The sequence below is a fragment of the Nitratireductor pacificus pht-3B genome (assembly GCF_000300335.1).
GTDB classification, from domain to species: Bacteria; Pseudomonadota; Alphaproteobacteria; order Rhizobiales; family Rhizobiaceae; genus Nitratireductor; species Nitratireductor pacificus.
Genome location: NZ_AMRM01000025.1, coordinates 25702 through 50578, shown reverse-complemented (window position 1 = coordinate 50578; position 24877 = coordinate 25702). Strand labels below are relative to the sequence as shown.

At 66.7% G+C, this 24877-nt stretch carries 24 protein-coding genes; 11 read left to right on the top strand and 13 right to left on the bottom strand.

Annotation, left to right across the window (positions count from 1 at the left end; translation table 11 throughout):
* Positions 1 to 227 precede the first annotated feature (227 nt).
* From NA2_RS18540 to NA2_RS18510, 7 genes are all read left to right on the top strand, one after another.
* Positions 228 to 1244: an ABC transporter substrate-binding protein gene (locus tag NA2_RS18540; protein ID WP_157188308.1), complete on the top strand. Its 1017-nt coding sequence runs from the start codon at positions 228 to 230 to the stop codon at positions 1242 to 1244.
* Positions 1241 to 2047, top strand: coding sequence for an ABC transporter ATP-binding protein (locus tag NA2_RS18535; RefSeq protein WP_008598692.1), 807 nt, complete (start codon positions 1241 to 1243; stop codon positions 2045 to 2047). The genes NA2_RS18540 and NA2_RS18535 overlap by 4 nt, the downstream gene beginning before the upstream one ends.
* 1 nt (position 2048) lies before the next feature.
* Complete coding sequence (locus tag NA2_RS18530) at positions 2049 to 2864, top strand: ABC transporter permease (protein WP_008598691.1); 816 nt, start codon at positions 2049 to 2051, stop codon at positions 2862 to 2864.
* Between the two features lie 17 nt (positions 2865 to 2881).
* Positions 2882 to 3601: a GntR family transcriptional regulator gene (locus NA2_RS18525; RefSeq protein ID WP_008598689.1), complete on the top strand. Its 720-nt coding sequence runs from the start codon at positions 2882 to 2884 to the stop codon at positions 3599 to 3601.
* Positions 3598 to 4512, top strand: a complete 915-nt coding sequence (locus NA2_RS18520; protein WP_008598687.1) for an Ldh family oxidoreductase — start codon at positions 3598 to 3600, stop codon at positions 4510 to 4512. Before NA2_RS18525 ends, NA2_RS18520 begins: the two co-directional genes overlap by 4 nt.
* 129 nt (positions 4513 to 4641) lie before the next feature.
* Positions 4642 to 5952 carry an acyl-CoA thioesterase/BAAT N-terminal domain-containing protein gene (locus NA2_RS18515; RefSeq protein ID WP_244423677.1) on the top strand — a complete coding sequence of 437 codons (1311 nt, stop codon included), beginning with the start codon at positions 4642 to 4644 and terminating at the stop codon, positions 5950 to 5952.
* Between the two features lie 34 nt (positions 5953 to 5986).
* Positions 5987 to 6877 carry a DUF1684 domain-containing protein gene (locus NA2_RS18510; protein ID WP_040678577.1) on the top strand — a complete coding sequence of 297 codons (891 nt, stop codon included), beginning with the start codon at positions 5987 to 5989 and terminating at the stop codon, positions 6875 to 6877.
* A 60-nt stretch (positions 6878 to 6937) separates the two neighbouring features.
* Here NA2_RS18510 and NA2_RS18505 read toward each other — a convergent pair whose 3' ends face one another.
* A complete protein-coding gene (locus tag NA2_RS18505) occupies positions 6938 to 7675 on the bottom strand; it encodes a response regulator (protein WP_008598682.1) in 738 nt (245 codons plus the stop codon).
* Between the two features lie 360 nt (positions 7676 to 8035).
* On the opposite strand from NA2_RS18505, the gene fmdA reads away from it, so the two are divergent.
* The 3 genes from fmdA (at position 8036) to NA2_RS18490 (ending at position 10216) form a co-directional block, all read left to right on the top strand.
* Positions 8036 to 9262, top strand: a complete 1227-nt coding sequence (gene fmdA / locus NA2_RS18500) for a formamidase (RefSeq protein WP_008598681.1) — start codon at positions 8036 to 8038, stop codon at positions 9260 to 9262.
* 83 nt (positions 9263 to 9345) lie between these two features.
* Positions 9346 to 9858 carry an AmiS/UreI family transporter gene (locus NA2_RS18495; RefSeq protein ID WP_008598679.1) on the top strand — a complete coding sequence of 171 codons (513 nt, stop codon included), beginning with the start codon at positions 9346 to 9348 and terminating at the stop codon, positions 9856 to 9858.
* Between the two features lie 58 nt (positions 9859 to 9916).
* Positions 9917 to 10216, top strand: coding sequence for an FmdB family zinc ribbon protein (locus NA2_RS18490; protein WP_008598677.1), 300 nt, complete (start codon positions 9917 to 9919; stop codon positions 10214 to 10216).
* 115 nt (positions 10217 to 10331) lie between these two features.
* Here NA2_RS18490 and NA2_RS18485 read toward each other — a convergent pair whose 3' ends face one another.
* The 6 genes from NA2_RS18485 to NA2_RS18460 all read right to left on the bottom strand — a co-directional run bounded on the left by NA2_RS18485 (position 10332) and on the right by NA2_RS18460 (position 17233).
* Entirely contained in the window at positions 10332 to 11570 is a 1239-nt protein-coding gene (locus tag NA2_RS18485) for a Gfo/Idh/MocA family protein (protein ID WP_008598676.1), read from the bottom strand.
* Positions 11571 to 11591: 21 nt separating this feature from the next.
* Positions 11592 to 12608, bottom strand: coding sequence for a LacI family DNA-binding transcriptional regulator (locus NA2_RS18480; RefSeq protein WP_008598675.1), 1017 nt, complete (start codon positions 12606 to 12608; stop codon positions 11592 to 11594).
* Entirely contained in the window at positions 12605 to 13561 is a 957-nt protein-coding gene (locus tag NA2_RS18475; protein ID WP_008598673.1) for an ABC transporter permease, read from the bottom strand. Before NA2_RS18475 ends, NA2_RS18480 begins: the two co-directional genes overlap by 4 nt.
* Positions 13558 to 14547: an ABC transporter permease gene (locus NA2_RS18470; RefSeq protein WP_008598671.1), complete on the bottom strand. Its 990-nt coding sequence runs from the start codon at positions 14545 to 14547 to the stop codon at positions 13558 to 13560. Before NA2_RS18470 ends, NA2_RS18475 begins: the two co-directional genes overlap by 4 nt.
* Positions 14547 to 16049 (bottom strand): sugar ABC transporter ATP-binding protein, encoded by a 1503-nt coding sequence (locus NA2_RS18465; protein WP_008598670.1) that lies wholly within the window; start codon positions 16047 to 16049, stop codon positions 14547 to 14549. The genes NA2_RS18470 and NA2_RS18465 overlap by 1 nt, the downstream gene beginning before the upstream one ends.
* 161 nt (positions 16050 to 16210) lie before the next feature.
* Positions 16211 to 17233 (bottom strand): ABC transporter substrate-binding protein, encoded by a 1023-nt coding sequence (locus NA2_RS18460; RefSeq protein ID WP_040678564.1) that lies wholly within the window; start codon positions 17231 to 17233, stop codon positions 16211 to 16213.
* Positions 17234 to 17624: 391 nt separating this feature from the next.
* On the opposite strand from NA2_RS18460, the gene NA2_RS18455 reads away from it, so the two are divergent.
* Positions 17625 to 18719: a YeeE/YedE thiosulfate transporter family protein gene (locus NA2_RS18455; protein ID WP_008598667.1), complete on the top strand. Its 1095-nt coding sequence runs from the start codon at positions 17625 to 17627 to the stop codon at positions 18717 to 18719.
* Positions 18720 to 18723: 4 nt separating this feature from the next.
* Here NA2_RS18455 and NA2_RS18450 read toward each other — a convergent pair whose 3' ends face one another.
* The 6 genes from NA2_RS18450 to soxY all read right to left on the bottom strand — a co-directional run bounded on the left by NA2_RS18450 (position 18724) and on the right by soxY (position 24871).
* Entirely contained in the window at positions 18724 to 19848 is a 1125-nt protein-coding gene (locus NA2_RS18450) for a c-type cytochrome (protein ID WP_040678562.1), read from the bottom strand.
* Positions 19832 to 21094 (bottom strand): sulfite dehydrogenase, encoded by a 1263-nt coding sequence (gene soxC / locus NA2_RS18445; protein WP_008598665.1) that lies wholly within the window; start codon positions 21092 to 21094, stop codon positions 19832 to 19834. The genes NA2_RS18450 and soxC overlap by 17 nt, the downstream gene beginning before the upstream one ends.
* A gap of 258 nt (positions 21095 to 21352) precedes the next feature.
* On the bottom strand, positions 21353 to 23044 hold the full coding sequence (gene soxB / locus NA2_RS18440) for a thiosulfohydrolase SoxB (RefSeq protein ID WP_008598664.1): 1692 nt from the start codon (positions 23042 to 23044) through the stop codon (positions 21353 to 21355).
* A gap of 96 nt (positions 23045 to 23140) precedes the next feature.
* Positions 23141 to 23962, bottom strand: a complete 822-nt coding sequence (gene soxA, locus NA2_RS18435; RefSeq protein ID WP_008598663.1) for a sulfur oxidation c-type cytochrome SoxA — start codon at positions 23960 to 23962, stop codon at positions 23141 to 23143.
* A 108-nt stretch (positions 23963 to 24070) separates the two neighbouring features.
* Positions 24071 to 24397 (bottom strand): thiosulfate oxidation carrier complex protein SoxZ, encoded by a 327-nt coding sequence (gene soxZ, locus NA2_RS18430; RefSeq protein ID WP_008598662.1) that lies wholly within the window; start codon positions 24395 to 24397, stop codon positions 24071 to 24073.
* Between the two features lie 18 nt (positions 24398 to 24415).
* Entirely contained in the window at positions 24416 to 24871 is a 456-nt protein-coding gene (gene soxY / locus NA2_RS18425) for a thiosulfate oxidation carrier protein SoxY (protein ID WP_008598660.1), read from the bottom strand.
* Positions 24872 to 24877: the final 6 nt, after the last annotated feature.

Below are 24877 nucleotides of genomic sequence, written 5' to 3'. Positions count from 1 at the left end.
CATTCCGGAATGCATCGTCTGCGGGGAATGCATCGCGCGCCGGAAGGCTGCCGCGCAGGAACGTATTCCTTTAGAAGTATCAGATTGCATCACTGATACATCAGTTGTAAGCTCGCTGTCGCTTAGGCAATCGGCTTGCCCCCGGCGCGGTGATCGCTTCCGGGCAATGACAGGATCGTCCGATACCGGCCCGGGGAGGCCGAACGGGCACAGGAGGAGTCTCGTGCATGTCTTCAATCAGTCGTCGTGATCTCCTGGCAGCCGCTGCTGCCGCCGCTATGACGCTCTCCGCCGCCGTGCCGGTCTGGGCACAGGAAAAGCCGCAGATCGAGTTTCTGTACTCGCCGTTTGCCGACTATGCGCCGTTCTTCCTCGCCGAGGAACTGGGCTATTTCGAGGAGTTCGGCCTGGATGTGACGCTTTCGCCGAAGAGCGGTACGGCCGAGACGATCCAGATGCTGGCCTCCGGCAATGTCGTTTCGGGCGCGGCCACATGGGGCGCCGGCCTGTTCAATTCCATCAACAGCGGCGCGACCGTGACCATCGTCGCCACGCTGGCCAAGATGCCGGACAGCGTGCCCTCGCCGTCGCCGTTCATGGTGTCGGAACAGGCCTGGCAGGATGGCATTCGCGAGGTCAAGGACCTCAAGGGCAAGCGTGTCGGCATTCCCGGCCCGGGCGGCTTCGGCCTCTACTCCGTCGCCAAGGCGCTGGAAAAGGGCGGCCTGACGGTCGATGATGTCGAGGCGATCTACCTGCCGCCGCCGGCCACCGCCGCAGCCTTCGCCAATGGCGGGCTCGAGGCGGGCTGGAGCATCGAGCCCTTCGCGCTGCAGCTCGAGAAGCAGGGGCTGGGCCGTCGTCTGGTCGAAGATCATACCTTCGGCACAGAACTGGGCTTCATCGCCTTCAACAACGAGTTTGTGACGGAGAACGAGGACGCCGTCGTCAACTTCATGGCGGCCTTCCTGAAGGCGGCGCGCCAGCTCGACAATGGCGGCTGGGAGGATGACAGCATCCTGGAGATCGTGTCGAAATACACGGGCACGGAGAAGGAGACGCTGAAGGGCATCGCCTACACGATCCGTTCGGAGGACGGCTCCATCGATCTGGCTTCGGTCCGCGAGCAGGAGGAGTTCTTCCGGGCGCGCGGCGCGCTCGAATATGACGGACCGGTCGACATCGATTCCGTCTATCGGACGGACCTCCTGGAAAAGGCCAACGCACTCCTCGCGAAGCAATGAACATGGCCGTCTCGCAGACCGGCCGCAATCCGGTTGCGGCTAACGCCGCAGCCGCGATCGAGGTCCGGCATCTCGTCAAGGCGTTCTACGACGCTTCCGGCGACCGCATCACGCTCGCGGCGACCGATGTCAACTTCACCGTCAAGCGGGGCGAGTTCGTCTGCATCGTCGGGCCTTCGGGCTGCGGCAAGACGACGGTGCTGCGCATCCTGGCCGGCCTGGAGCAGAAGCTGAGCGGCGAGGTGCGCATCGACAGCACCACGCCGCCGGCCATGGTCTTTCAGGAGGCATCGGTCCTTCCCTGGCTGACGGTGGCGCAGAACGTCGCCTTTCCGCTGAGCCTCAGGGGCGTTTCCGCTGAGAAGCAGCGCGGCCGCGTGAACGAGCTCCTCGAGCTGACCGGCCTGACCGAGTTCGCGAGCGCCTATCCGCACCAGCTGTCCGGCGGCATGAAGCAGCGCGTTTCCGTCGCGCGGTCGCTGGTCGACGACCGCGACGTGCTTCTGATGGACGAACCCTTCGGGGCGCTGGACGAGCAGACACGGCTGACGCTGCAGCAGGAACTGCTCGGCATCTGGGAGCGCACCGGCAAGACCGTCGTGTTCATCACCCACAGCGTCGATGAGGCGCTGACGCTGGCGGACCGGGTTCTGGTGATGTCGCCGCGTCCCGGCACCATCGTCGCCGATCTGGCGGTTCCCTTCGAGCGTCCGCGCGACGTGGTGGAAATGCGCCGCGACAAGCGCTTCTGGGACCTGACCTACGAGGTTTGGCGCCTGCTGGCCGCGTCACCGGAGCATTGAGATGACCAACGCCCATCCATCCCTCTCGCCGGAAGATATCGAGCGCCTGAAAGCGCCGGCGCGCCGCGCCAGCATCTACCGCATCTTCTCCTATTTCAGTCCGCTGCTGCTGCTTCTCCTGTGGGAACTGTCGGCGCAGGCGGCGCTGATCGACCGCCGCTTCTTCCCCCCGCCGAGCGCCATCGCCGGCACGGCCTGGGACATGATCGTCAGCCTGGAGCTTTTCGACCACATCGGGGCGACGCTGCGCCGCGTTGGCGTCGGCTACGCGATGGGCGCGATCCCCGGCGTTCTGCTTGGCCTTCTCCTTGGGCTTTCCGCGCCGCTCAGGCGCGTGCTGGGGCCGATCTTCGCCGCGCTCTACCCGGTGCCGAAAATCGCCATCCTGCCGCTCATCCTTCTGATTTTCGGCGTCGGCGACGCATCGAAATTCGTGGTCATCGCGATCGGCGTCTTCTTCCTGATGTTCTACAACACGCTTGGCGGCGTGATGCAGATCCCGCAGATCTATCTCGACGTCGCGCGCAATGCCGGGGCGACGCGGTTCCAGACCTTCCGCCGCATCGCGCTGCCGTCGGCGCTGCCGAGCATCTTCACCGGGCTGAAGCTCGCCGCCGGCTCGTCCTTCATCATCATCGCCGCGGCCGAGTTCCTTGGCGCGCGCAGCGGCGTCGGCTTCTTCATCTGGGCGTCGTGGCAGACCTTCGCGGTCTCGCGCATGTTCGTCGGCATCGTGGTGATCTCGGCCATGGGCTATCTCACCATTCTGGCGATCGAGGCGCTGGAGCGGCGTTTCGTGCCCTGGTCGAAGCACTGAGGTGCCGGGAAGAGCTCATGACAGCCGAGACCGAGCCGAACGCTACAGCCCCTGGATCCGTGTCCGAGCGCATCTACCACGCGCTCCGGCAGGAGATCATGCGCTGCGAGATCGCGCCGGGCGCGACGCTCGACGCCGCGTCCATCGCGCGCCAGCATGCGGTCTCGAAGACCCCGGTGCGCGACGCCATGCAGAAGCTCGCCGCTGATGGCCTCGTGACGATATTGCCGCGCAGCGGCTACCGCGTCGCCGACATCACCTTCCAGGCGGTGCATGAGATCCTCGACCTGCGGGCCGCCATCGGGCCGCATGCCGCCCGGCAGGCGGCGCGCTACGCCACGCCGGCCGATATCGCCGCGCTGCGCGAGATCGTGACGGAGTATTCTCGGCCGCTCGATGTCGGCGCCATGCAGCAGGTCGCGCGCCGCTTTCACCTGGCGATCGCCCATTGCAGCCGCAACAAGCGCGTCGTCGCCCTTTCGGAAAACCTGTTCGACGAACTGGAGCGCCTTCTGCGTTTCGCGATCGATTTCTCGGTCAAGACCGGCGAGCACTCCGCCGAGCACACGGCCCTCGTCGATGCGATCGAGGCCGGCGACGGCGAGCGGGCCGCGGCGATCGAGACCGCGCATATCAAGGGCAGCCGGGAATTCCTGATCGAGCGTCTGATGACGCTCGGCTATCTTTCGGAAAGCGGCATCCAGTTCGGCAATGCCATGCAGCGTGCAGGCGAATGATTGCGGTCTCCGATGCGACAGGCCGGCTGGCAGCGGCCCTCGGTGACGGTCCGGCGGCAAGGCTCGCTGCGGCGGCGCTGATCGAGGCCGATGCGCTCGGCCAGCCGCGCTTCGGCATCGCCATGCTTGACGAATGGACCGCCGATGCGGCCCCGGCGCTGGCCACCGGAGGCGGGCAGGCCATGAGCTGGCTCGACTGCTCGTCGCGTTTCGCGCCGCTGGCCGTCGCCGGCGCGACACTCGACCTGACCGCTGCCGCGCGGCGGTTCGGCATCGCGGCGGTCTTCCTGCGCGGGATCAGGGGTTTCGGGCGGCTCGCGCCCTTCGTCCGCCACATCGCCGATGCGGGCCTGATCGGCATTGCCGGCGCCGAGGGGCCGCCCTTCGTGGCGGCGCATGGCGGGAGAGGCCCGGTGATCGGAACCAACCCGCTCGCGCTCGCGATGGGGGAGGGGCCGGCGCGTGTGGTCATCGACGTGGCCAGCAGCGCGGCCACCATGGCCGATATCCGCAACGCCCGCGCCGCCGGGACGGCACTGCCGGAAGGCATCGCCCTCGACGCGGCGGGCCGGCCGACGACCGTCGCCGCCGAGGTGGCGGCGCTCCTGCCGCGCGGCGGCCAGGTCGGGTCGCTGCTCGGGCTGATGGTGGAACTGATGGCCGGCGTCGCCGGCGGCGGGCGAGGCGATCCGCGGGGGCGGGGCGTCTTCATGCTGGCGCTCGACCCGGCAGGAGCCGGGGCGGAGATCGACTGGAAGGCGCGGCTCGCCGGCCTGAAGAACGACTGGACGGAAGGCGGCGGTCACTGGCCGAAGGGCGGCGGCGTGTCGCCGGAGACCGTTCTCGACGACGCCTTCGGGCAACGGCTCGAGGCGGCGCTCGCCCGGATCAATGGCCGGGACGCACGATGATGCGGCCTCTCGCGCAGGCCGACGCCCCATGAACATGTTTGACGACGCAGGACGACGCCGCAGCGACCCGGCCGACCGCCTGCCCGAATGGTGACAGAAATGATGACACAGCCCGCTTTCCCCTTTGCCTTGACGGTCGAACCGGCCGACGGCCTGATCGACGAACCGCGCCGGATCGCCATTTCCGGCCTGTCGCCCGACCAGCTTGTCGCGATCTCCGCCCACACGCTGCGGGCGGGCGGCGTGACCTGGATGAGCCAGGCGACCTTCATGGCCGACGCGGACGGGGTGATCGACCTGACAAGGGATGCACCCGTCGGCGGCGACTATGCGGAAGTCTCGGCCATGGGTCTGCTGTGGAGCCAGCAGCCGGTGGACAGCACCAGCAACGATCTCTTCGCCGACACCGTCATGCAGCCCCTCGAGACGACGCTGACGGCCGAAACCGCCGATGGCGTCCGGTTCGAGGCGGAGCTGCGCCAGCATTTCGCCGGCCCGGGCGTTGAGCGGCGGGAGATTCGCGAGGAAGGCCTCGTCGGCACGCTGTTCACGCCGGCGGGCGCGGGGCCGCATCCCGTCGTCGTGGTGCTCAACGGCTCGGGCGGCGGCATCAACGAGCCGCGCGCGGCGCTTCTCGCCTCGCGCGGCTACCAGGCCTTCGCCCTCGCCTACTTCAAGGCGCCCGGCCTCTCGCCGTTCATCACCGAGACCCCGCTTGAATATCTGGAAACCGGTCTGCGCTGGGCGCATCGCGAACTCGCGCCGAGAGACGGTTTCGTCGCGGTCAGCGGCCAGTCGCGCGGCGGCGAGCTTGCATTGCTCCTCGGCGCCACATTCCCCGATCTCGTCTCCGCCGTCATCGCATTCGTGCCGGGCGCCATGGTCCACGGCGCGCAGGGTGCGGGCGATCCGGCGCGCGGCGGATGGAAGGGCACCACCTGGACGCGCGGCGGCGTTCCGCTGCCGCATCTGTGGCAGGACAACAACGCGGTGCACTGGCATCCATGGGCCGGCGAGGCGCCGCCCACGCGGCACCACTCCGTGTTTTTCGAGGGGCTTAAGGACACCGTGCTGGTGGAGCGCGCCCGCATTCCCGTGGAGACCATCGCCGGGCCTGTCCTGCTGATCTCCGGCCGCGACGACCGGGCGTGGCCGTCCAGCCTTTACTCGCGCATGGTGGTCTCGACGCTGCGCGAGCACGGGCACCCGCATCTCGTCCGCCATCTCGATTTCGACGATGCCGGCCACGCCATCAACCTGCCGATCGTGCCGTCGACGCAACTGAGCCGCCTGCACCCGGTTTCCAGGGTTCCCTACACCAATGGCGGCACGCCGTCCGGCAATGCGCGGGGCAATGACGGCTCCTGGGCCGGGATGCTCGCCTTCCTCGACGAGATCACCGGGACCGCAGGCGCCGCGCGTCCCGGCTTCAACCCGTAGACAGATGTTCCAGTCGTTCGAAAGGAAAAGAAACATGCCCACAAGAGAACATAACGAAGGTGCGTGGCGCGAATGGCGCTACGCTCATGTCGCAAAAATGTTCCGCCCGTATGGCTGGACCGCGCTGGTTGCCCAGTACTGGCTCGAGGCGAGCGACCGGGATGTCCGTTTCGACCTGCTTCCGGGCACCTGGTCGGTCGAGGACGGGAAGGTGATGTACACGCCGCCGGCCTCGGGACCGAACCTTTCGGTGAACGGGGAATATCCCGCCGGGCCGGTGGAGATCGTCCCGGGCCGCAACCAGACCTATGGCCATGGCGACAGCGAGCCGGTCTATTTCGGCGTGATGGAGGTCGAGACGCTGCTGCGCACGACCCATGAGGGCAAGCCGATCTACGGCGTTCGCGTGCGCGACCCGCGCGAGGCGACGCGCGCCGAGGACGCCGGTGTCACCGCTTTCAACTACGATCCGGCATGGCGCATCCCCGGCTTCTACACGCCGAGCGAACTGACCGCGTTCGAAGCGGATACGGTCGAGGTGGGCGTGCGCGAATCGACGCCGCGCATCGGCACCTTCACCTTCGAGCACGCCGGCAAGAGCTACAGCCTCGTGCTGATCGGCAAGGAAACGCCGAACGGCATCCAGCCCGTGGCGCATATCCGCGACCGCACCAGCGGGCCCGTCACCTATGGCGCCGGACGCGTCGTCGAGCTGCACTTCACCGACGACACGATGAGCCGCATCGACTGGATCGATTTCAACTACGCGGTGGCGCTGCCCTGCGCCTTCACCAATTTCGTCACCTGCCCGGTGGCGCCGGCCGAGAACCAGCTCGATTTCGAGGTGCTGGCGGGTGAGAAGCGCCCCGTGCAGGACATCGCGCGGACGATGACCTACCAGGCCGAGGCGCGCCGCGCTTCCTGAGCGGCGATCCGGCGCTGTGGCGGCATGGCCATGCCATCGGCCATGCCGGCGGGTGCGGCCTCAGTCGCCGCGCTGCGGCGCGAACATGTAGCCGACGCCGCGGATCGTCTTGATGAACTGCGCGTCGCGCACATCGTCGCGCAGCTTGCGGCGGATCTTGCCGATCAGCACGTCGATGCTCCGGTCATAGGGCGTCCAGTTGCGGTTGGCGACGATGTCGAGGATCTGCTCGCGTGACAGGATCCGCCCGCGCCGCTCCACCAGCGCCGCGAGAAGCTGGAATTCCTGGCTGGTCAGCCTGACCCGGTCTCCCTTCGGCGAGGAGAGCTGGTAGCGCGTCGGGTCGAGTTCCCAGCCGGCGAAGCAGATCACCGGCGACGGCGCCGTCGCTGCCTGCTCGGGCAGGGTGATCCGTTTGGCGAAGCGCCGCAGCACCGTGCGGATGCGGGCGAGCAGTTCGCGCGGCTCGAAAGGCTTGGTGACGTAGTCGTCCGCCCCCATTTCGAGGCACACCACCTTGTCGATGGTCGTGTTCTTGCCGGAAAGCATGATCAGCGGCAGGTCGTATTGCGCCCGCAGGCCGCGCGCCAGCGAGACGCCGTCCTCGCCCGCCGGGAACGTCAGGTCGAGGATGACCATGTCGAAGCTGTCGTCGGCCAGCGCGCGGCGCATGGCGCGGCCATCATGCGCCGCGACGATCCCGTATCCTTCGCTCTCGAGGAATTTCTCCAGAAAGCGACAAAGCCGCCGATCATCGTCGACGACAAGAATCCGGGATTTTGCATCGGGCAGCGACATGAATGCTACGATAGTCGCAAATCGGCCTGCCGGTCGAGCCGGGAAGGCGGTGAAACGTCGCAGACCGCCACGCTTGCGGCCGGCGCGGCGACGGCTGGAAACAGGCGCTCTGCCCTGTCTTTTTTCAAACAGTTGAAATTTAAAGGAAATTGTAGCGGATGCCGCGCGCCCGGGTGGCGGCGGGCGGCTACGCTCGCTTACAAAAAATTACAAAACGCGCCCGTTTCGGATTCATTCGGGTTACAGGCCCCTCCTAACGTCTTCCTGCACGGCTCCATCTGCCGCATCGCGCGGCCGATGGTGAACAGGAGGGGCTCGTCATGCAGGACCTCCGATTGCCGGCCAATGAGGAGGAGACCCATGCCGAAAACCGTATTTTCCGTCGATCTCAAAAAGGCCCCGGAAGACCAGGCGATCAAGACGCACAATCGCTGGCACCCGGACATCCCGATGGTCGAAACCTTCAAGCGCGGGGAAGTGATCCGCGTCGAATGCTACGACTGGACCGGCGGGCAGATCGGCAACAATGACAGCGCCAACGACGTGCGCGACGTCGACCTGACCCGCGTGCACTATCTGAGCGGCCCGTTCGGCTTCGAGGGCGCCGAACCGGGCGACCTGCTGGTGGTCGACATTCTCGACCTCGGCGCCCTGCCCGATTCCGAATGGGGCTTCAACGGCCTATTCGCCAAGGAGAACGGCGGCGGCTTCCTCACCGAGCATTATCCCAACGCCACGAAATCCTGCTGGGATTTCCAGGGCATCTACACCACGTCGCGGCATATTCCGGGCGTCCGCTATCCGGGCATCATCCACCCGGGCCTGATCGGCTGCCTGCCGGACCACAAGCTGCTCGCCGAGGCCAATCGCCGCGAGGCAGAACTGGTCTCGACCGATCCCGACCGCGTTCCGCCCCTGGCGGCGCTGCCCTATTCGGACACGGCGCTGATGGGCCAGATGAAGGGCGACGCCGCACGCAAGGCGGCCGAGGAAGCCTGGCGCACCGTGCCGCCGCGCGAGCATGGCGGCAATTGCGACATCAAGAACCTGTCGCGCGGCTCGAAGGTTTATTTCCCCGTCTACGTGAAGGGCGGCGGGCTTTCGATGGGCGACATCCACTTCTCGCAGGGCGACGGCGAGATCACCTTCTGCGGCGCCATCGAGATGGCCGGCTGGATCGACATCAGCGTCGATGTCATCAAGGGCGGCATGGCGAAATACGGGGTCATCAACCCGATCTTCAAGCCGAGCCCGATCGACCCGCATTTCGACGACTACCTGATCTTCGAGGGCATCTCGGTCGACGAGCACAGCGGCGAGCAGTATTACCTCGACGCCCATGTGGCCTACCGCCGGGCCTGCCTCAACGCCATCGAGTACCTGAAGAAGTTCGGTTACACCGGCGAGCAGGCCTACAGCATCCTGGGCACGGCGCCGGTGGAGGGGCGCATCGCCGGCATTGTCGACATTCCCAATGTCTGCGCCACGCTCGCCATCCCGACGGGCATTTTCGACTTCGACATCAATCCCAACTCCACCGGGCCGACCAAGCAGGTCTCCGGGGTGGACGTCGCCCGAACGACCTGAACGGGAAGGAACGACAGTCCATAAACAAGCGGGACGGCCGGGGAGGGGTTTCCGGCCAGTCCCGCCCTTCGGGAGGAAATTTCATGCTGCTCGGAATGTCTTTGCTCTATGTCGGAGCGGTGCTGTTTCTCAACGGCCTCTGGCTTCTGGGAAAGATCGACGACCGGGAGATCGTCGTCATCAACGTCGTATCCGGCTTCGTCACGCTGTGCGTGTCGCTCGCCTCGGCCTTCGGCGCCGGCGCCGATGCCGCCTCGATCAAGGCGGCCGCACTCACCCTGCTCTTCACGACGACCTATCTTTGGGTCGCCTACAACCGCGTCGTGGCGGTGGACGGGCGCGGGCTTGGCTGGTTCAGCCTGTTCGTCGCCATCACGGCGACCCCCATCGCCCTGCAGGGTCTGGCCGGCGCGCAAACGCCGATCGACATGTGGATGGGCATCAACTGGGCGATCTGGGCGGTCCTCTGGTTCATGTACTTCCTGCTGCTCGCCCTGAAGCGCGACCTGCTGCGCCCGACCGGCATCGTCACCCTGCTCACGGGTGTCTTCACCGGCTGGCTGCCGGGCTTCCTGCTGCTCGACGGCAGGCTTTGAACAGCGGCGGCGCGCCCGCCGCGCCGCCCCTTCCAGATCCTGATTTTCGGAGACCAGAATGCCGCTCTACAACTATGTCTGCGACGATTGCGGCCCATTCGACGAATGGGTGTCGATGGCGGAAGCGACCAATGCCTGCGCCTGTCCGGGGTGCCGGGCGCCGAGCGGGCGCGATATCGCTGCGCCGCATCTCAGCCTGATGAACGGGACGCTGCGCAAGGCGCACGCCCGTTCGGAGAAGAGCGGCAGCGAGCCGCGCGTCGTCAAGCGGGAGCATCTGGCGGGCTGCGGCTGCAGCATGTGCAATCTCAGGAAGAAGCCGCCCTCGACACGCCGCAAGTGGATGATCGGTCACTGAAGGCGATCCAGGCTGGCGCATTAGGCGCCGGCCTTTGCGATAGCCCTCGACATCCGACCCTTCGTCATGCCCGGCCTCCAAGCCGGGCATCCATGCCTGAACGCCTCTTCTCGCTTCAGCGCCGCGCCACGACCGGCACGTAGTTTTCCAGCGCCGGATTGGGGAAGCGCACCGTCTCGCCGGTCTCGGCCGACAGATAGAGCCCCATCAGGATCTCCATCACGGCGACGCCATCGACGAAGGTTTCCAGCGGTTCCTCGCCCTTGCGGAAGCACTCCACCATGTGGCGGTTCTCGTCCGTGTAGCCATAGACGCCGGCCTCGTCCTCGAGCACCGGCATCAGGCCCTGCTCGGCGTTCTGCTTCTCGACCAGGTCCTCGCCCTCGGCGCCGGTCACCGCGCGCGACATGAACACCTTCAGCCCCGTGCCGAGCGAGTTGAACTCCATCGCGTATTCGGGGCCGAGCAGCTCGAGCTGGATGCGCAGGCCGGCGCCGACATAGGCCCAGGAGGTGGTCGCCTCGATGATCAGCTCGTTGCCGTCCTCGTCCTCCAGCATGACGTTGCCGCGCGCGAAATCCTCGGAGGGACGGTTGCGGTAGTCGACCTCGGCGCCGAAGCGCTTCTTCAGGTCGTCGGCATAGTGCGGACGCGTCCATTTCAGGTTGGCGACCGTGCCGCTGACGCCCTTGACCGTCAGCGAGTCCCGCTTCTTGCCCGGCTCGGTCAGCAGATGCCGCGCCACCTCGACGCTATGGCACATCATGTCGAGCAGCACGCCGCCGCCCTGCTTGTCGCCCTGCCAGAACCACGGCTCGTGCGGGCCGGAATGCTCTTCCGCCGCGCGCGCCAGATAGGGACGGCCGGTGGAGGAGGCGGCGCGGCGCCAGATGATCTCCTTGCCGCGGATGACCGGCGTCGCGAAGACCTGGTTCTCCAGATAGCCGTGGTTCAGCTTGGCGGCCTCCGCCAGTCGCAGCATCTCGCGCGCATCGGCCACGGTGCGCGCCAGCGGCTTCTCGCAGGCGACGGCGAAGACCTTGCTGCGGCCGGAAACCACCTCGTCGTGGATGGTGCGCATGGTCTCGATGCGCGTGTCGTTGGGCGACAGGATCCAGATCGCGTCGACATCGTCGGCCTGCAGCATGGCGGCCAGGCTGTCATGGCTGGTGCAGTCGCCGAGGCCCAGATCGGCAACGAGCTTGACGATCCGCGCGCGGTTTTCCGCCTTGCGGCTGTAGACGCCGGTCACATCGACATGGCGCACGCCGACCATCGACCGCAGATGAAACTCGGCGATGAAGCCCGTGCCGACGACGCCGATGCGCAGGCGCTTTCTTGGTTGTGTGGTCATACTCTGTTCCCCTTCTCGAATTCAGGATTTCGGCGGCGCGGTGGTGCCGCGGATGCGCAGCGTGGCGGGCAGCACCACGGGTTCCAGCGGCACCTGTCCGCCGGACAGCATCTTCAGCAGGATCGACATGGCCTGCCGGCCGATGTCGAAGCGCGGCTGGTGGACCGTGGTCAGCGGCGGATAGAAGGCTTCGCTGAGATAGAGATCGTCGAAGCCGACGACCGAGACATCGCCGGGCACGTCGCGGCCAATGCCGCGCAGGTGATGGATGGCGCCGAACGCCATCTCGTCATTGGCGACGAAGATCGCCGTCGGCGGCTCGGCGAGCGCGAACAGCGCCTCGCAGGCGGCGGCTCCGCTGTGCAGCAGATAGTTGCCGTTCGGCTCGTAGCCCTCAGGGATGGCGAGACCGGCCTCCTGCATCGCCTGCCGGTAGCCGTCGCGGCGGTCCGCGCTCATGATCTCGGGCAGCGGGCCGGTGATGTGCGCGATGCGCCGATGGCCGAGCGCGATGAGATGCTCCACCGCGGCGCGGGAAGCGGCGACATTGTCGATCTGCACATGCGGGAAGCCGGAGCCGGCGATCGTCTCCAGGGCGATGACGACGGGCGCGCCGGGCGGCAGCTTGTGATGCGCGCCGTCGGCGCGCGGCAGCTTGCCGGTCATCAGGATCATGCCGTCGGCGTGACCGTCGCGCAGCATGTCGAAATATTCGACCTCGCGCTCCGGGTCGTTCTCCGTATTGCCCATCAGCACCGAATAGCCGGCGGCGCGGGCCGTCGCCTCGACGCTCTTCAGGATGTCGAGATAGAACGGGTTGCCCACATCGCGCACCACCATCAGCACCGCCATGGAGCGCGCGGTCCTCAGGTTGCGCGCGCTGACATTGGGGCGGTAGTTCAGCGCCTCGGCCGTCTGCCGGACGCGCGCCCGCGTCTCGGCGGTGACGAGCGCGCTGTCGCTCAGCGCCCGCGACACCGTGGCCGGCGAAACGCCGAGTGCGGCGGCGATGTCCTTGATCTTCGGCCGTCCGGTCATGCCCTCAGTCCCCGGCCGCGGCCATAGAACAGCATCAGCAGGAGGAGGGTGGCGCCGAACACCATCTGGCGGCCCGATTCCTCGATGTTGATGGTGGTGAGGATGCTTTGCAGGATGACCAGCAGCACCGCGCCGGCCATGGTGCCCGTATAGCCGCCCTTGCCTCCGGAGAGCGGCGTGCCCCCCAGCACGACGGCGATGATCGATGCCAGCATGTACTGTTCCCCGACATTGGCGAATGACGAGCCGGAGTAGCCGAGCAGGCAGAAACCGGCAATCGCCGAAAAGACGCCCGAGAGAACGAACAGAAGCACGCGCATGCGGCGCACGGGAACCCCCGCCATGAAGGCGGCGTGCTCGTTGGAGCCGATGGCGTAGATGCGGTGGCCGAGCACCGTGCGGTTGAGGATGAAGGCCATCAGCAGGCCGATGGCGATCCACAGCCAGATGATGCCGGGCAGGCCGAGCAGGAACGGCCTGGTGACGAACTCGGAGAGCGCCGGCGCGGCCCGGCCGGAAGGGACGCCCTGCCGGATGACCACCAGCAGCCCCTGCAGCACGCCGAGCATGCCGAGCGTCATCACCAGCGGCGGGATGCGCAGGAGCGTGACGCCCAGCCCGTTCAACAGGCCAAAGAAGGCGCCGGTGGCGACGCAGGCCAGGATTGCCGCCGGAATGCCGGCATCCAGGCCGTTCATCGCATTGCCGGCGACGATGGCCGACAGCGACACCACGCCGCCGACCGAGAGGTCGATGCCCTCGCGCCCGCCGAGGATGACGAGGTTCTGCCCGGCGGCGACGATGCCGAGCAGCGCCGCGACGATCAGGAGCCGCAGGATCTGCTGGCCGGAGGCGAAGCCCGGCGACAGCGCGTTGCCGAGAACGAGAAGCGCGACGATCAGCGCCAGCGCCACCACCAGCGGGTTCCTGAGGAAGGAAAGGGCCTGGCTCATGCGCGCCCCCGGCGGCTGACCAGTATGCCGACCATCAGCGCCGCGAGGATCGCCAGCCCCTGCACGAAGTTCTGCCAGTGCGAAGGCGTTCCGGCAAAGAACACCAGCGCGTTGATCAGCCCGATGATCAGGGCGGCGATCACCGAGCCGACCACCGTGCCGAACCCGCCCGACAGCGCGCTGCCGCCGAGCACCACGGCGGCGACGCTGAACAGCGTCATCTTGGCGCCCACCAGCGGATCGCCGCTGGCCGTGTCGCCGGTGATGCAGAAGGCGGCCAGCGCCGCGAAGACGCCGCACAGCGCATAGCCGCCGATGCGGATCGCCGTCACGGGCAGGCCGCTCTGGAACGCCGCCTGCTGCCCGTCCCCGACCGCGAGAAGCTGTGTCGCCAGCCGCGAGCGCGCCAGAAGGTAGAGGAGAACGGCCAGAACCGCGACGCAGTAGAAGACGAAGGGAATGCCGAAGAAGCTGCCGCCATAGGTGCGCCAGAAAGCCGTGGGCGCGGGCATGCCCGCCACCGGCAGGATCGTCAGCGCAAGCCCGGTGAAGAAGATGCTGGTGGCGAAGGTGGCGACGATCGCCTGCAGGCGCAGGGCCGCCACGACGAACCCGTTGACGAGGCCACAGGCGAGCCCGACGAGAACGCCGACGCCGAGCGCCGCCACGACCGATAGCCCGCCGCCGCCCAGATGCTGCATCAGCACGATGATGGTCACGTTGACCAGCGAGGCGATGGCGCCCACCGAGAGGTCGATGTCGGCGGCATAGACCACGTAGGTCTGCGCGACCGCCAACAGCATCAGCGCCATATAGGTGCGCACCAGCCCGGTCAGCGAGCGGAAGCTAAGGCTGTTCGGCTCGAAAAGGCCGTTCAGCACCAGAAGCACGATCAGGATGACGATGGCCGGGAGGAAGGGAAAGCGGTCGAGCAGCGCGCCGAAGCCGCCTCGACCCTCTCTGGCGATGGACGGGGTCGCGGTCATCAGGCGGCCTCGTAGGCTGCGTGATAGAGATTGTAGCGCGTGCGCTCGGCGCCGGCGAGCTCGCGGCGCACCGACCCGCCGTTGAAGACCAGGATGCGGTCGGCATTGTTCAGCAACTCGGCGTCCTCCGACGAGTAAAGGATGATCGCCAGCCCGTCTTCCGCGAGCTTGCGGATCAGCGCGAAGAGGTCGGCCTTGGCGGACAGGTCGATGCCCTTGGTGGGGTCGTCGAGCAGAAGCACGTCCGGCCTGTCGATCAGCCAGCGGGCGATGACGATCTTCTGCTGGTTGCCGCCCGACAGGGAGCTGATCGGATGCGACAGCCCGGCGAACTTGGTGTTGAGCGCCTTCAAGGCCGGCAGGGCACCGGCGGCAAGCCTGCCCGGGCTGGCGAGCATCAGCCGGTTGCGCAGCGCGTGGACCGGCGTGACGTTCTCCAGGATCGGCCGCCCGGTGATGACGCCGTCGCGCCCGCGGTCGCCCGACACATAGGCAAGCCCGCTGGTGATGGCGCTGCGGGGGTTCTCGGTCCTGAGCGCCGCGCCGGCGAGCGTCACCGCGCCCGAATGGGCAGGCGGCGCGCCGAACAGCGCGCGCAGCAGCGCGGACTGTCCCTGGCCGTGCAGCCCGCCGAGACCGAGGATCTCGCCGCGCGCCACCGTGAAGCTGACATCGGAAAAACCCTGTCCCGAAAGATGCGCGACGGAAAGGGCGGTTCCCCCGCCCGTGGCGGAGGCCGGCGGCGCGTCTTGCGGGACCGCCAGCCCTTCCTGCTCGCCGACCATCATGCGGATCACCGCTGCCGGGGACGTGTCGGCGATCGTCGTCGTGCCGATGGTCTCGCCGTCGCGGATGACCGTCACCCGGTCGCCGATCGCGAAGATCTCGTCCATGCGGTGCGAGATGAAGACGATGCTGCGGCCTTCGTTTCTGAGGCCGCGCAGGATCTCGAAGAAACGGTCCACCTGTGCCCGGTCGAGGGCAGAGGTGGGTTCGTCGAAGATCAGCACCGGCGCTTTCGAGGCGAGCGCCTTCATGATCTCCACCAGTTGCCGCTGGTCGGCGCGCAGCCGGCCGACCGGCGTGTCGGCGGTCAGGTCCTCGCCCGCCACCTGGGCGAACAGCGCAATGTAGCGCCCGGCCGTTTCGGCAAGCGCCTCTCGGTTGACGAAGAGGCGGCCCTTGCGCGGCAGGTCGGGCATCAGGATGTTCTCGGCCACGCTGCGGTGCTCGGCCAGGCTCAGCTCCTGATAGAAGATGCCGATGCCGAGCGCCTTTGCGGCGCGCGGGCCGCTGACGGTCACCGGGCGGTCGTCGATCAGCACCGTGCCACGGTCGGGCCGGACGCTGCCGGCGACGATCTTGCACAGCGTGCTCTTGCCGGAGCCGTTGGCGCCGATCAGCACATGCACCTCGCCGGCCTCGATCTCCAGATCGCCGTGGCGGAGCGCCATGGTCGCGCCGTAAGCCTTGCTCACGCCGCTGAGCTTGAGTTTGGTCATGGCCTGTACATCATTGCTTCAAGGTTGGCGCCGGCCCCTCTTCCGCCTGCCGGCACCTTCTCCCCGCATACGGGGAGAAGAGGGATGGCCGCGACGTTGATGCCTCCCTCTCCCCGCAGGCGGGGAGAGGGTAAGGGTGAGGGGCGAGCGCCGACGCAAGCCTACTTGAACAGCGCTTCCGCGTCGTCGATCGACAGGGCGCTGGTGTAGGAGTAGTGGCCGGGCTTGCCCTCCATCGAGGCGGCCGCCTCGGCGAGGTTGTCCGAGCTGATGAACGGGATCGGCAGGTACATGGCGTTGCCGTACTGGCCGGCGGTTGCCGGCTCCTTCAGCTCGCGTCCCTGCAGCATCAGCACCGCGACATTGAGGGCGCTGGCCATCACGCCGGGCGGGTTCACCGAGGCGCCGGAGTTCAGCTTGTTCTCGGTCCAGATGTCGATGAAGTCCTTGCGGATCTCGCCCGTGGCGGCAATGTCGCCGGCCTTGTCGGCGTCCATGATCGAGCGCCATGCACCGGCGGCCATGCCGTCCTGCACCCAGACGCCGTCGATGTCGGGATAGGTGGCGAGCAGGTTCTGCATGGCCTGCTGGCCCTGCGCCTGATCCCAGTTGGCATTCACCTCGTTGACGATCTCGATGCCGTCATGCTGGCCGAAGACCTCGCGATAGCCGGCGACGCGCATCTCGTTCGCCGGATGACCGGCCACGCCGTTGATCGCGACCACCTTGCCCTTGCCGTCCAGCGTCTCGGCAAGCCATTTGGCGCTTTCCATCGCCCATCCCTTCTGGTCGATGCCCACATAGGTGGCATCCGGGGAGGAGACTTCGGCGTCGGTGGCGATCACCAGGATGCCGGCTTCCTTGGCCTGCGCGAAGACCGGGTCGAACGCCGTCGGGCTGTTCGGATTGATGATGATGGCGTTGACACCCTGGCTGATGAAGTTGCGCACATGGGCGATCTGGCCGGGCACGTCGACATTGGCGCTCTGCGCGACCACCTCGACATTGACGCCGCGCTCCTTCCAGAGGGCGGCTGCCGCTTCGGCTTCCTCGATCATCTGGGTGCGCCATTCGCTGCCGACCCAGCCGTTCGACAGGCCGATCTTGAAATCTTCCGCATAGGCCGAAAGCGCCGTGCCGGCGAGTGCTGCGGCGGCCACCGCGATTGTTGCCAATCGTTTCATGCAATTCCTCCCTGACAAGATGCGCAGCCGATCCGGATGGTTCTCCTCCACCGGGTGCAGCGCCGATTCCTCCCTTGACGTTTCCTCGGCGCAAAACGGCACGCCGCGTCAATGAAATCGATTGTATTATGGATGAAATCGATTTCAACAGGATTCTTGTACGTCTTTCTCCCGATGCTCGGCGCGCCGCGCGGCCATCCCGGAAAAGCCGCTTCTGGACGGCCGCGAACACGCTGAAGGGGAGACATGCCACCAGCTGGAAAAGGGAACTGCCCGAAGGCAATATCGCGCGATTCCATTCCATTATCGGCGACTTGTCGGCAATTTCATGCCCTCAACGCGGTCGGTGTTCCGGCTATCTTGGAATATCTGTCTACCGGAGGCGAAAGCCATGGATTTTGTGCCCCTGATCGACCGCTTCGGCGAAAACGGCGCGCTGCTGGCCGGCGGAGCCGTGGTCGGCGCGGCGTTCGGCATCCTTGCCCAGCGCAGCCGGTTCTGCACGCGCTCGGCCGTGCTCGACCTGACGCGCGGACGCGACCTGCAGGCTCTGGCCGTCTGGGCCGCGGGCTTCGCGGTGGCGGTGCTCGGCGTTCAGCTTCTGCTGCTTGAGGGCCGGCTCAACGTCACAGAAACGCGCTTCTTCTCGACGGCGCAGAGCCTGTCCGGCGCGCTGATCGGCGGCGGCCTGTTCGGCATCGGCATGGTTCTGGCGCGGGGCTGCGTGTCGCGCCTTCTGGTGCTGACCGCCTCCGGCAATCTGCGCGCGCTCTATTCGACGCTGGTCATCGGGCTGGTCGGCCTCGCCACGTATAGCGGCTTCCTCGTGCCTGCCCGCGATGCGGTGTCCGGCCTCTGGAGCACGGCCGATGTCGGCGGCAACGACCTCCTTGCCCATGCGGGCCTCGGTCGCTGGGCCGGCGTCGCGCTCGGCGCGGTTCTGGCGGCCGCCGCCGTCGGACTGGCCGTCAGGGCGCGGCCCTCGCTGTGGCGGCTCGTCGGCGGGATCGGCGTCGGTCTCGCCGTGGTTGCCGGCTGGTGGTTCACCTACGCGATCTCGCAGCAGCTCTTCGAGCCGATCCAGGCCGAAAGCCTCTCCTATATCCGGCCTCTGGCGACGACCGGCGAAATTCTCGGCGCCGCCGGTGCGGCGGGTCTGGATCAGGGCGTCCTCATCGGCACGCTGCTGGGCGCCCTGTTTGCCGCTCTGGCCTTCCGCGACTTCCGCATCGCCACCTTCTCCGAACCGGGCACGCCGTCGATCCTGCGCTATACGGCAGGCGCGGTGCTGATGGGCTTCGGCGGCATTCTCGCGGTGGGCTGCACCATCGGCGCCGGCTTTACCGGCGGCTCGGTTCTGGCGCTGTCGTCGATTGCGGGCCTTGCGGCGATGATCGCCGGCGCGGCCGTCGCCGACCGTTTCGTGGACCGTCCGGCCCGGCAGGGGAGCGAAGTGCCCCAGCCTGCCGTGGTTCCCGCCGAGTGAAATCCTATTCGATGGAGGGCGCGCCGTCTGCGCCGTCCTCGCCTTCGGGCGTCACGTCCAGAACGGCCGCATGCATGGTGATCTCAGCCTTGCCCGGCTTGCAATCCTTCATGCAAGGGTCCGCCTTGTTGGCGTAGTGGGGTTCGGACATGCGGTCGTCGTCGATGAAGCCGCCCGCATTGGGCATGTCGACGGACAGGAACGTCTCGCGGCTCAGCTCGAAGTCCTCGTCGGTGACGACGTCGTTCAGGTAGAGCACGTAGGCGGTCAGCGCGTAGACATCGTCATCCGACAGGGAGCGCGCATTGCCGAACGGCATGGTGCGCCGGATATAGTCGTAGACAGTCGACAGATAGGGCCAGTAGGAGCCGATGGTCTTCACCGGGCGGTCGTTGGTCAGCGTATCCTGTCCACCGGCCAGAACCGGCCAGCGGCCGATCGCCTCGCCGAAATCGCCATGGCAGGCCGCGCACTGTTCCGAGTAAAGCGCCTCACCGTCCGTGACGGTGCCGCGTCCCTCGGGCAATCCCAGCCCGTCCGGCCGCACGTCGATGTCCCATGCGGCGACCTCAGCTTCGGTCGCAGGGCGGCCGAGGTGGAGCACGCCATGCGTTCCCTGCGCCGTCGTTTCCGGCGCGGGAGCGGCGGCAGCCGTCTCGGCCTTCTTCTCGGGTTCAGAGGCAGGCGCCGGAGCCTCGCTCTTCTGCTCGGGCTTCGCCTCTTCCACCTGCGGTGCGGCGGCTTCGCTGGAGTAATTCCTCAGATAGGCGAGGAGATTGTCGATCTCGTCCTGCTTCTTCAGGCCCGCGAAGGCCATCTTGGTGCCCTTCATGAAGCTGCGCGGGGCAGCCAGAAAGGCATGCAGGCTTTCGTCGTCCCAGACCAGGCCGTCCGCACCGGCCTTCGTCATAACGGGCGAGTACTTGTACCCCTCGGCGGTTCCCGCGACGCGGCCGAAAAGCGCGTTCAACTCCGGTCCGACCCGGTGCTTCGCTCCCTCGCCGACCGTGTGGCAGGCCTTGCACTTGTTGAACACCTTGGCGCCGGCGTCGGCATCCTGCGCCGCCGCGCCGCCGGCGGCGACCATGAGGGGTGCGAGCACCGCAACGAACTTAAGAAATCTCGACATTCTCAACCACTCCGTCCGTCGCCACATGCCATGTCTGGATGCCGTTGTTGTGATAGATGGAATTCGCCCCGCGCACGGCGCGCAACTCCGGCTTGGTCGGCTGCACGAAGCCGGCCTCGTCGATCGCCCTCGATTGCAGGAAGAGCTCCGAGCCGTCCCAGTCGAACTCGTGGTAGAAGCGGTGCAGCGCCTTCGGCAGGCTTGGGCCGTCGAGCCGCGCCGTCACCCAGTTGCGTCCGCCGTCGAGCGACACATCGACACGCGCGATCCTGCCCGTTCCCGACCAGGCAAGCCCGGTCAGCACGGTCCGGCCCTTGCCATGGGTGATCGGCATTTGCGGGCTGGGGCTGGTGATGACCGACTTGACGTCCATCACCCAGGTGAAGCGCCGCGCCTTTCCGTCGGCGAGCAGGTCGGTGTATTTCGAGGTTTCCTCGCGGGCGTGCCAGGGTTCGTCGCCGACTTCCAGGCGGCGCAGCCACTTCACCCACATATTGCCTTCCCAGCCCGGCACGACCAGCCTGAGCGGGTAGCCCTGTTCCGGCCGCAGCGCCTCGCCGTTCATCTTGAAGGCGACGAGGCAGTCGTCCAGCGCCTTTTCCAGCGGGATCGAGCGCGTCATGGCCGAGGCGTCGGCGCCTTCCGGCATCACCCACTTGCCGGCCGTCTTGACGCCCGCTTCCTCGAGCAGGTGCTTGAGCTTGACCCCGGTATACATGACGCAATGCACCATGCCGTGCGTGTACTGGCAGCCGTTGAGTTGCGCGCCGCGCCATTCCATGCCCGAGTTCGCCGCGCATTCGAGGAAATAGACGTGGTTCTCGCGCGGAAAGCGCATCAGGTCCGCCATGGTGAAGACCAGCGGCGTGTCCACCAGGCCGTTGATCATCAGGCGGTGCTTCTGCGGATCGACCTCGGCCACGCCGGCGTGATGGCGCTCGAAGCACAGGCCGTTCGGCGTGATGATGCCGTCAAGCTCGTGCAGCGGTGTGAAGTTGACGGAGGAAACAGGGTCCGCCGTCAGCCAGGCGACGTTGCGCCGGACCACATGGGCCTCGAAATCCGATGGCTTGCCATAGGGACTGGCATCGACGCCGGGCCCGGAATAGCGGTTCCAATCCTGGATTTCGGTGATCGCCGGGTCGCCTTCGGCGCGCGCCGGCGCGGTCAGGCCCGCCGTGGCAAGCGCCGCGCCCGCCGTCAGCCCGCCCTTCATGAAGCCGCGTCTTGTGGAGGTTTTCGTCATGAGTGCAATCCGGCTCCTCTACCGAAAGGGACGACATCATAAAACATATGAATTTTTCTATATATCAGCATGTGGCTGGCCTGTCCAACGCCGGCGGCTAATTCGTCTGAGGGCATGGAGATTGCCTATGGCGGCGCAGTACCCCCACCCCTTACCCGACCGGGGGCGAGCCACGGGTGGGGGGCGCAGGCGGAGCCTGCAACAAAAACCATATGCGATATTCCGGCTTCGAGGGGTGGGGCATCCCGCCGTCACATGTTACCCGGCGACCTTCACCGAACGGTTTTCCTCCAGCTGCACCAGCGGATTGCGGTCGAGATACTCCTCCACCACGTCCCAGATCGGCGGGCCTTCGGTCGCCTCGTTGACGGACGCCCAGCCGGCCACGGTGTAGTCGCGCGACGCCTCGATGGCCTCGCCCGTCTTCAGAAGCGTCATGCCGGAGATGCGGTTGCCGATGGTCTGGCCCGGGTCGATGGCGTAGCCCATGCCACCGACGCGCACCATGTCGCCGCCCTGCTGGTAGTAGGGATCCTCGTTGAAGAGGTTGTCGGCGACGTCCTCGAGGATGGTCTTGATCGTCTCGCCGCTCATCGTCGAGCGATAGGCCGCGGGATAGGTCATGGCGCAGGCATTGTGCAGGTCCTCGACCGTGATCGCCTGGCCGGGCAGCACGGAGGTCCCCCAGCGGAAGCCGGGCGAAAGCGCGATGTCCGCCTCGCGCACGTCGAGCAGCGCCTGGCAGATCAGGTCGTCGAACGTGCCGTTGAAATTGCCGCGCCGGTAGAGCAGGGAATCGGTGCGCCCCAGCTCGCGCTTCAGTTCGTCCGCATAGGGCGCGCGCAGCTCCTCGATCAGCGCCGTCATGTCCGCGTCCGGCGCGATCACGTCGGAGAACACCGGGATCAGGCGGTGGCGGAAACCCTTCAGCGCGCCGCCCTGCACGTCGAGGTCGAGGCGGGTGACGAACTTGCCGTGCGAGCCGCTGGCGATCAGCAGGGTCTTGCCGACCAGAACCGGCTCGGGCAGCGCGTCATGGGTGTGGCCGGTGAGGATGACGTCGATGCCCTCGACGCGGGCGGCGAGCGCCCGGTCCACGTCGAAGCCGTTATGCGACAGGAGCACCACCAGCTCGGCGCCTTCCTCGCGCGCCGCCGCGACATTCGCCGCCACGTCCTCCTCGCGGATGCCGAACGACCAGTTCGGGAACATCCAGCGCGGATTGGCGATCGGCGTATAGGGAAATGCCTGGCCGAGCACTGCCACCTTCACGCCGCCGCGCTCGAACATCTTGTAGGCCTCGAAGGCCGGTTCGTTCCACTCCGCGTCGTAGATGTTGCCGCCGAGGAAGGCGAAGGGCAGTTCGTCGATGATCTCGCTCACCCGGTCGGCGCCGTAGGTGAACTCCCAGTGTCCCGTCATCGCGTCCGGTTCCAGCGCGTTCATCGCCGTCACCATGTCCTGGCCGTTGGTCTTCAGCGAGGTATAGCTGCCCTGCCAGGTGTCCCCGCCGTCCAGCAGTAGCGTGTTCTCGCCGCGCTCGGCGCGGATGCGCTTGACGATCGCCGCGATCCTGTCGAGCCCGCCCATCTTGCCGTAGCTCCTGGCAAGCGCCGCGAAATCCTCGGAGGTCAGGGCATAGGCATGCGGGCTGTGCGGCTCGATGCCGTAGAGTTTTAGAAAATCGGCTCCCGTCACATGCGGCGGCAGTCCGGCGACCGCTCCGACGCCCAGATTGACCGAGGGTTCGCGGAAGAACACCGGCATCAGCTGGGCGTGGATGTCGGTGACATGCACCAGCGTGACGTTGCCGAAGGCGTCGAAGTCGAGCAGGTCGTTCTCGCTCAGCTTCTGCTGCGCCGCCGCGCGCGACCACTGGCCGACCAGCGCCGGCCCGGCAACGGCCGAAAGGGCCGCGCCCGCCATCAGAAATTCGCGTCGTGAGAACATTCAAAACTCCATAGCCAAGCCGTCCCCGGAACGGCTCCCGGGGAAGGGCATCACAAAACGGGAAAAATGGGCGGCGAGGCCGCCCATCGCTTCAGCTCATTGCCTGACGGACGGGGTCTCGACCGAAAGACCGGTGCCGCGCCAGGTGACGTAGACTTCCAGCGCCATCAGCTCGTCCGAGAACGCCTTCGGGAACTCGGCCCGCGTGTCGCGGATGCAGCCGCGGAAGCGGTTGTGCAGCGACACCATGTCGGCCTGCTTCAGGCGGTAGGTGGGAAAGCCGTTGGCCTGTCCCTGGCTCAGATGGTCGGCGCGGATATACTGGCCGGAATTGGCCTCGTGGCATGAGGCGCAGGCGAAGTTCAGCTGGCCCGTGCGGGTGTAGTACAGCTCCTTGCCGCGGTCCCACCAGCTCTGCAATTCGCCCTGGCTGAGATCGAGCTTGACCGGTTCGCCGAGCGCCTGGTTCTTGATGTAAGTGGTCAGCGCCTTCTGCTCGGCATGGTCGAACTTGTAGGCCTCGAGGCCCATGTTCTCGACCCGGCACTTGTCGATCTGCAGCTCGACATTGATCGGCCGCTTCGCGTCGGCGTCCCATTTCGGATAGTTCGCGCCGACGCCCTTCATCGTCACGGCCGCATCATTGTGGCAGGACGCGCAGGACTTGCCCTCCGGGCCTTCGATCCGGTTCCAGATGTCCGCGCCCTGCTCGACATAGAGCATGCCCGGATTCTGGAAGGAATCGGCTTCCAGCTCGCGCGTCTCGGCCTCGCGGTAAAGCCAGCCCGAGCGAACCTCGTCGAAGGGATGGCCTTCCGGCGCCTTGGTGCGGGTGACCATCTCCAGATCGTCGATGACCAGCGCGTCGTCCACGGGATCGGCCTGAGCCGTCAGCGGCATCTGCAACGCCGCCATCATCATTCCCAGCCCGACGATGGCTAATGAGTGTCTCACGGCTCTCCTCCCAAGCTGCCTGTTGTCCGCGCCTTCGCGCCGTTGCTTCACTTCGCCGGCGCTTTCGCGCCCTTATTTCACTTCGATCGTCTGCTCGTCTTCGTAGACTGAGCCGTCATCGTCCACCCAGGTGAATTTGAACGTGCCGCTCTCCTTCACCCTGGCGCTGAACTCGAAATAGGGATTGGCCGAGATCGCCGGCTCGATGTCGCAGGAGAACACCGTGGCGCCGTTGAATTCGCAGCTGAACTTGTTGATGATCTGACGCGGGATGACCTTGCCTTCGCTGTCCTTGCGCTGGCCCGATTCCATCGTGTGGCTGATCAGCGTCTTGATGGTGATGACCTCGCCCGCCGAGGCGGATTTGGGTAACTTGACGCGCGGTTTTGGGGTAGCCATTTCGATATTCCTTCCTGATCAGCCGCCGCAGCCGCCGATGGTGACTTTCACTTCTTTCTTGTCGACATAGGTCGTGCCGTCCTTCATGCGGGCGACCGCGATGACGTTCTGCGTCTTGGCAAGGCGCATGCGGGTCGTCGCAGCGGCCGCGCCGCTCGCCTCGCTGAAATGGAACGTGGCCACGTCCGGGTTCGGATTGCCGTCGGCGAGGATCATCACCTCTTCGACCACGTCGTCGCCTTCCATGGCGCTGTCGACCGTGACCGATATCGGCACCGTGTTGCCGTTCTCGGCGATCTCCGGCGCAGTCAGCGTCAGCTTGCCGGTCTCGGGCGTCTTGCCGCCGGCGAAATCGGCGATGCGCTTGTCGGCGTCTTCCGCCGAGGCGAGCGCCGGCAGGGCGGAGAAGCCCGTCGCGGCGAAGGCGACGGCGCCGGCAGAAAGGCCGAGCGCCTGGCGTCTGTTGATGTTCATTCGCAT